Consider the following 6,571-nt stretch of genomic DNA (forward strand, 5'->3'; position numbering starts at 1 on the left):
ATGAGGCGATTCTGGTTTAGCAAGACTATCGCAACTATGCAAAAAAGCAACGGCAAATCCGTTGCTTTTTTTGAGATAAGTTCAATATCCTTAATCCTTGTCTTCTTCATTTTCTTTTACAATATCTTTTTGTGAATTTTTTTCAGAGAGTTTTTGATCGATATACTTATTAATATTTTCATAAAATTCTTTGGTCTTCTCACTATCCAATTTTGTCGAATTATGAATTTGATTAACTTGATTGACTTTCAAATGAACAGATTGAATACCGTAAGAGGCTTGTTTTTGGCGGAGTGTTTCTAATTGTTCTTCTGAAAGAGGATTGCCAACAATCGTCAAGACCAATTCATTTTTGCTTGACTTGTAGACTTGACTAATGACCGTATGATTGGTGAACTCTTTTCCTACAAACTGCTTGATTCCTTCTTTTCGTGCCTGATCCATCGTTAGCGTGACTGCTGAATAGGTGGCAGGAAGAATTAATAATACAATCAAGGATATCAACCCAATTCTCATTTTAATGTTTAGCTCTTTAAATGAGCGTAAGGGAGATTTTCTCATCAAAATTCTTGTTCCAACAATATTGGTTAGCATGATAAAGACACAGTTAATTAAGAAAAGATAGAGAGCGCCATATATAAATTGTACATTTCCATTAGCTAAGCCATAGCCGGCAGTACAGATAGGTGGCATCAGAGCTGTTGCAATGGCTACTCCTGGCACGATATTGTTCGCTTCTTTTTTTCTTGAACCAATGACACCTGCTATCCCACCTGCAATAGCAATGAGAACATCCCAAATGGTTGGAGAGGTTCGAGCAATCAACTCGCTACTTGCATAAGATATGGGAGAAATCCAGAAATACAGAGCTGAGACAAGCAAACTGACCGCTACTTGAGTCAATAAAACATTTAAAGATTGCTTGATTAAACGAGTATCAAAAATAGCTAAGCCGAATCCTAGTCCAACAATCGGTGTCATAAGAGGGGAAATCAGCATGGCTCCAATAATAACAGCTGTTGAATTCATATTTAAACCTATAGAGGCAATAAGGATCGCACACATCAAAATGACTGTATCGCTTAATCGAACATGAAGATCATCATATAATTTATCACGGTATTCACGTGCTGAATAGTTTCCTGTCATTGGGTACTCCTTTTATTTCATATAATCTTATTTTGCATGGATAATAATAGAGCGATTTCTGTCTAATCTTCCGTATTTTTAATTCTTATCGGTTATTCTTTTGAAAATTATCCATTACGTATCGCCCAGCCTAGCCTTAACATTATACCAAAATTTTATAGTATTTCTTTAAAGAAATCTATTAATTTAATAGATAGAAAAAGGAAGAAACTTTTATTTTCCAACAAAAACTTACCGCCGGCATCTGATATATTTGGAAAGCGCATATCGAAAATTTATGATATAATCAATATATATTTTTGTTACTAAATACTATGAGGTACTAACAATGAAATTAATCTCTTGGAATGTGAATGGCTTACGTGCAGCCATGACTAAAGGATTTATGGATGCATTCGATGCATTAGATGCAGATATGTTCTGCTTACAAGAAACAAAATTACAACCAGAACAAATTGAAATGGTCTTGCCGAACCATGAACAATATTGGAATAGTGCAGTGAAAAAAGGCTATAGCGGTACGGCTATTTTCACAAAAGAAAAGCCAATTTCCGTAGTGAATGGCATTGGCATTGAGGAACATGACCAAGAAGGACGTGTGATCACGGCGGAATATGAAAAGTTCTACTTAGTTACGTGCTATACACCGAATAGCCAACGTGAATTGGCTCGTTTGGAATATCGCATGGAATGGGAAGTGGCATTCCGCGAGTATTTACTAGCATTAGATGCGAAAAAACCGGTGATTCTGTGTGGTGACCTTAACGTAGCCCATCAAGAAATCGACTTGAAAAACCCTAAAACAAATCGTAAAAATGCTGGTTTCAGTGATGAAGAACGTGAAAAAATGACGGAACTGCTAGCAGCAGGCTTTACAGATACCTTCCGCTATTTATATCCTGATGCAGTCGATGCCTACAGCTGGTGGTCCTACATGGGCAAAGCTCGTGAGCGGAACGTAGGATGGAGAATTGACTATTTCTTAGTATCCAACAGCATTGCTGATAAAATCCAAGAGGCGAAAATCCATGCAGATATTTTTGGGTCTGACCATTGCCCAGTGGAACTAGTTATCGATTTATAATTCGTATAAAGGGCGTATATTATGTCAGTACTACGTTTTGAAAATATCTCTGTAATGCTTCATGGTCACCAGATTTTAGGGGATATTTCTTTTGAGGTTCAACAAGGTGAAAGCATCACCATCATAGGTCCATCGGGGAGTGGTAAAAGTACAATTCTGAAATTGGCTAGCTCCTTGATATCTCCTACGAGAGGGACGATTTATTTTCAAGGTAAACCGATGGATCAATATGCCCCTACAGAATATCGCCAACGAGTGGCGTACTGTTTCCAACAGCCCTATTTATTCGGGCAAACAGTGCGAGGTAATCTAGCCTTTCCTTTTACCATGCGAGGTCGTGCTATTGACGAAACAAGAATCAAAGACCTATTCGAGTTGTTTCATATGGATCTACAGCTGTTAGAGAAGTCGAATACGGAGTTATCAGGTGGTGAGATGCAACGAATTTGCTTGATTCGTAGTTTGCTGTTTGCCCCTGAGGTGTTGCTATTAGATGAGGTGACGTCTGCTTTGGATACAGAAAATACGGAGTGGGTAGAACAAGGTCTTATGCAGTTACATAAAGAAGGCTTAACCTTATTACAGGTGACCCATAATTTAGACCAAAGTGTTCGTATGGGGCAACGTCGTATCACTGTGAAAGATGGTCATATTACAGATTGTGAGGTGCTACATGGGGAGCTTTAATGCCTTATCGAATGAATCCTTACTGATGGCAACCGTGCTTATCGCCATGGCCGTTGTCGTGTCTTATCAGCAGAAAATGCGGTTAGAACTAGAAATATTGCATAGTGCCTTGCGAGCGGTAGTGCAACTAGTAGTCGTAGGGTATGTATTGCATTTTATTTTTGGTGCGGACCATCCTTTGTTTACTGGCGGTGTATTACTGTTGATGCTGATCAGCGCCGCTATCAATGGAGGCAAACGGGGATCTGGCATCAAACATGCTTCATGGATTGCAGGGGTTAGTATTGGCATTGGTGCGGTAATTACTCTTGCTATCTTATTGGGGGCAAACGTGCTATCTTTTACTCCGTATCAAATGATTCCTGTAGGAGGCATGGTCATGTCTGGGTCTATGGTGGCAGTAGGATTGTGTTTCCGCCAAATTATAACGAGCTTTAAGCGACGCCAACAAGAGATTCAGATTAAGTTAGCATTGGGAGCTACTCCTATGCAGTCCTGTAAAGCCATCTTGCGAGAAGCCCTGATATTTAGCTTAGAACCGACCATCGATAGTGCGAAAACATTGGGCATTGTGGCCTTGCCAGGGATGATGACAGGCTTAATCTTGGCGGGAATGAGTCCTATGGAGGCCATCAAATACCAAATTATCGTTATTTTCATGACCTTTTCAACCGTATCCATTGCCATTGCTATAGCAGGATACTTGAGTTGTCGACAATTTTTTAATATGAAAGAGCAGCTGATTCTATCTGATTCGTGATAGAATCAGCTTTTTTTACTATCTGTAACTCTGCTAAGAGAGTATCCCTATCTTCCTCAGATATGTTTACAAAATATTTTTAAAGTTTTAATTTACCTATAAATTAAGTAGGATTTTTTGAAAGCCTATAGTCATAAGGAATGAGTTGTGTTACTATTAGGGTATACACATTCTATTTATATGTAAAACGAGGTGGTATTATGGCAAATTACAACCCTTATGAAAATATGCTGCAAACATTAGACTTAGCAGCGGACACATTGGGCATTCCACGCAATGACTATGAAGTATTGCGTCACCCTGAACGTGAAATGAACGTGGCGATTCCAGTACAAATGGATGATGGGCATGTGGAAGTATTTACTGGCTACCGTTGCCAACATAGCTCCGTTCTTGGTGCATCTAAAGGCGGTCTTCGCTTTCACCCAGATGCAGATGAAAATGAAGTGCGCGCGTTAGGTGCGTGGATGACAATCAAAAATGCTATCGCTCATTTACCATATGGCGGTGGCAAAGGCGGTATCAAGGTAGATCCGAAAGAACTAAGTGAAAGAGAGTTGGAACGTTTAACACGTGGTTTCGTTCGTAAAATTGCTCCTATTATTGGGGTAGAACGAGATGTGCCAGCTCCTGATGTGAATACAAATCCGCAAATCATGTCTTGGATCGTCGATGAGTACAGTGCGTTAACTGGTCAATGGACACCAGGAATCGTAACAGGTAAACCATTAGCCATCGGTGGTTCTTTAGGTCGTAATGAAGCAACAGGTCGTGGCTGTATGTTCACATTGCTTTCCTACTTGGAAAAACAAGGTAAATCTATTAAAGATTTGACGATTGCTGTACAAGGTTTTGGTAATGTAGGATCTGTTGGTGCTTTATTGATGCATCGTGAAGGTGCTAAAATCGTTGCCATCGGTGATGTACATGGATCTCTGTACAATGCAAACGGCATCGATGTAGAAAAAGCTTACGAATATGCAAACTCTCATGGCCGTTCTTTAGAAGGCTACGAAGAGCCAGGTATGACAAGAATCCCTAATCCAGATTTATTGTTATTGGATGTAGACGTGCTATACTTAGCGGCCTTAGAAAACCAAGTGAACGAAGCCAATATGAAAGAAGTAAAAGCAAAATTAATCTTGGAAGGTGCTAACGGACCATTAACCAAAGATGCAGACTTATACTTCTTTGAAAAAGGTATTCCTGTATTGCCAGACGTATTAGCGAATGGCGGAGGCGTGGTGGTATCCTATTATGAATGGGTACAAAACAAAGCTGGCTTCTACTGGTCTGAAGAAGAAGTAAACGAAAAATTATCGAAGAACATGAAAAAAAGCTTTGAAGAAGTATGGGCTATGCAAGAAGAGTTTAAAGTATACCCAAGATTGGCTGCGTACATGGTGGCATTGCGTCGTTTAGTAGAAGCATTAAAAATTAAAGGATATAACGGTTAATATATCTGCCCTATCTGCTCATCTTAGATGATGTAATATTTACTAGAGAGCCAGATTTATTGTATAATTTAGGTAATAATATATTATTTATTTTGTATAAGGTGAGAGGAGGTTTATAATCTAAATTTTAATTCAGTCGAATTCGACCGAATTAAATCCGAAGCAGGATATAATTCATTAACATTCAAGGTACAGACGATATGATGGTTGACTCGGTGGGGATGAGCACCTTATTCTTGCCTGATGTGCAGTATCACTTTCATGGCATGAATCCTGATGATGTAGTTATTCATGCATATAATATGTTGTATTTTATTTTAGAAAATGACAATCCTGTTGGTGATGGTGATACTATTAGCGGCCTAGAGAATGGGGAATTGGATTCAAATGTGCAATGGACATTGCAGTATGAGGATTCCCTAGTTCAACCGGTGAGAGCAGTGCTTGATGTAAATATGGGTGAATATACTTCTGGAACTCGTTAGTTGTTAATCGATGAAAGGTGAGAGTGTTATGAGTAATCAACGTATTTTTGATATGGAACTTGTGAAAGTTGAAAGTTTGGAGAAGGCTGTTAGGACGCCATTTTATCAAACTGATTCCACAGGTGGTTCAGTTTGGGTTATTAAACCTGGTCAAACCTTACCAAAGCATTATCATCATAATTCTGATGATATATGGGTTGTATTGCAAGGAACAGGGGTATTTTATCCAACGCCGGATACTGAGGTGCCTTTTACAAAGGGGCAAGTTATAGTATCTAAAAAGGGTGAATGTCATGGTGCAAAAAATACTGGAACGGAAGATATTGTCTTTGTGAGTATCGTTGCTCCGGTGCCTGCTGATTATGATCCTGTTTATACTAATTAATATGAAAGCACTTTATAGTATTTTCTGGCTCTATAATAAATGTTGGGGTGACACCACTACGGTGTCACTTCCAACATTATTTTTTTGCAAAAAAATAAGCATATAAGGCTCACATGCTTTACAATAAAAGTGTCAAAGTCCTAAAGAAAGGATGTGAGCTTATATGCCTACTACTGATTATACTGAATTTTTACATAATGTAAAACAAGAATATATTACAAATAGCTATGAATTAGACGGAATATTTATTTTTGACATAGAATTACCAGCAACATCACATATTTGCCCAAAGTGTGGAGAAACTACAAAGCATATTAAGGATTATCGTATACGTACTGTAAAGTTTGGAAAAGTACAACGAGGTCCACTAATTGGAAAATACAGACAGCGTCGGTATATTTGTCCGCATTGTGGTCATTCTTTTGCCGAAAGCAATCCATTTGTACGAAAACATATGCAACTAAGTGTAACTAATATTAGAATGCTATCTGATAAACTTACTGAAAGTGTAACCTATACAGCTATTGCTAACGAGTGTGATACATCTATTACTACAGTATTACG

General features: G+C 38.5%; 7 protein-coding genes and 1 pseudogene. 7 read left to right on the plus strand and 1 reads right to left on the minus strand.

Annotated elements, in window-relative coordinates; translation table 11 throughout:
* Window positions 1-90: 90 nt before the first annotated feature.
* Window positions 91-1,149 (minus strand): TIGR00341 family protein, encoded by a 1,059-nt coding sequence (locus EO116_RS05875; protein ID WP_127161045.1) that lies wholly within the window; start codon window positions 1,147-1,149, stop codon window positions 91-93.
* Between the two features lie 328 nt (window positions 1,150-1,477).
* On the opposite strand from EO116_RS05875, the gene EO116_RS05880 reads away from it, so the two are divergent.
* From EO116_RS05880 to EO116_RS05910, 7 genes and pseudogenes are all read left to right on the plus strand, one after another.
* On the plus strand, window positions 1,478-2,233 hold the full coding sequence (locus EO116_RS05880) for an exodeoxyribonuclease III (RefSeq protein WP_126937749.1): 756 nt from the start codon (window positions 1,478-1,480) through the stop codon (window positions 2,231-2,233).
* A 21-nt stretch (window positions 2,234-2,254) separates the two neighbouring features.
* Complete coding sequence (locus EO116_RS05885; RefSeq protein WP_127161046.1) at window positions 2,255-2,920, plus strand: ATP-binding cassette domain-containing protein; 666 nt, start codon at window positions 2,255-2,257, stop codon at window positions 2,918-2,920.
* Window positions 2,907-3,680, plus strand: a complete 774-nt coding sequence (gene fetB, locus EO116_RS05890) for an iron export ABC transporter permease subunit FetB (RefSeq protein WP_127161047.1) — start codon at window positions 2,907-2,909, stop codon at window positions 3,678-3,680. The genes EO116_RS05885 and fetB overlap by 14 nt, the downstream gene beginning before the upstream one ends.
* 200 nt (window positions 3,681-3,880) lie before the next feature.
* The gene (locus EO116_RS05895; RefSeq protein WP_127161048.1) at window positions 3,881-5,137 is read left to right on the plus strand and encodes a Glu/Leu/Phe/Val dehydrogenase; all 1,257 of its coding nucleotides are present in this window, start codon (window positions 3,881-3,883) and stop codon (window positions 5,135-5,137) included.
* Between the two features lie 173 nt (window positions 5,138-5,310).
* A pseudogene (locus tag EO116_RS05900) lies at window positions 5,311-5,622 on the plus strand (DUF4261 domain-containing protein); the annotation flags it as partial.
* A 28-nt stretch (window positions 5,623-5,650) separates the two neighbouring features.
* Complete coding sequence (locus EO116_RS05905) at window positions 5,651-6,007, plus strand: cupin domain-containing protein (RefSeq protein WP_126937746.1); 357 nt, start codon at window positions 5,651-5,653, stop codon at window positions 6,005-6,007.
* A 163-nt stretch (window positions 6,008-6,170) separates the two neighbouring features.
* Window positions 6,171-6,571 (plus strand): transposase family protein (locus tag EO116_RS05910; protein ID WP_164726085.1); only part of this gene is annotated, 401 nt, incomplete at its 3' end.

It is taken from the genome of Veillonella sp. VA137 (genome assembly GCF_003992015.1).
GTDB lineage: Bacteria > Bacillota > Negativicutes > Veillonellales > Veillonellaceae > F0422.

What these genes read in the sequence shown, in the direction of transcription:
- EO116_RS05875 (WP_127161045.1), bottom strand. Translation starts at nt 1,149, where the DNA reads ATGACAGGAAACTATTCAGCACGTGAATACCGTGATAAATTATATGAT.
- EO116_RS05880 (WP_126937749.1), top strand. Translation starts at nt 1,478, where the DNA reads ATGAAATTAATCTCTTGGAATGTGAATGGCTTACGTGCAGCCATGACT.
- EO116_RS05885 (WP_127161046.1), top strand. Translation starts at nt 2,255, where the DNA reads ATGTCAGTACTACGTTTTGAAAATATCTCTGTAATGCTTCATGGTCAC.
- fetB (WP_127161047.1), top strand. Translation starts at nt 2,907, where the DNA reads ATGGGGAGCTTTAATGCCTTATCGAATGAATCCTTACTGATGGCAACC.
- EO116_RS05895 (WP_127161048.1), top strand. Translation starts at nt 3,881, where the DNA reads ATGGCAAATTACAACCCTTATGAAAATATGCTGCAAACATTAGACTTA.
- EO116_RS05905 (WP_126937746.1), top strand. Translation starts at nt 5,651, where the DNA reads ATGAGTAATCAACGTATTTTTGATATGGAACTTGTGAAAGTTGAAAGT.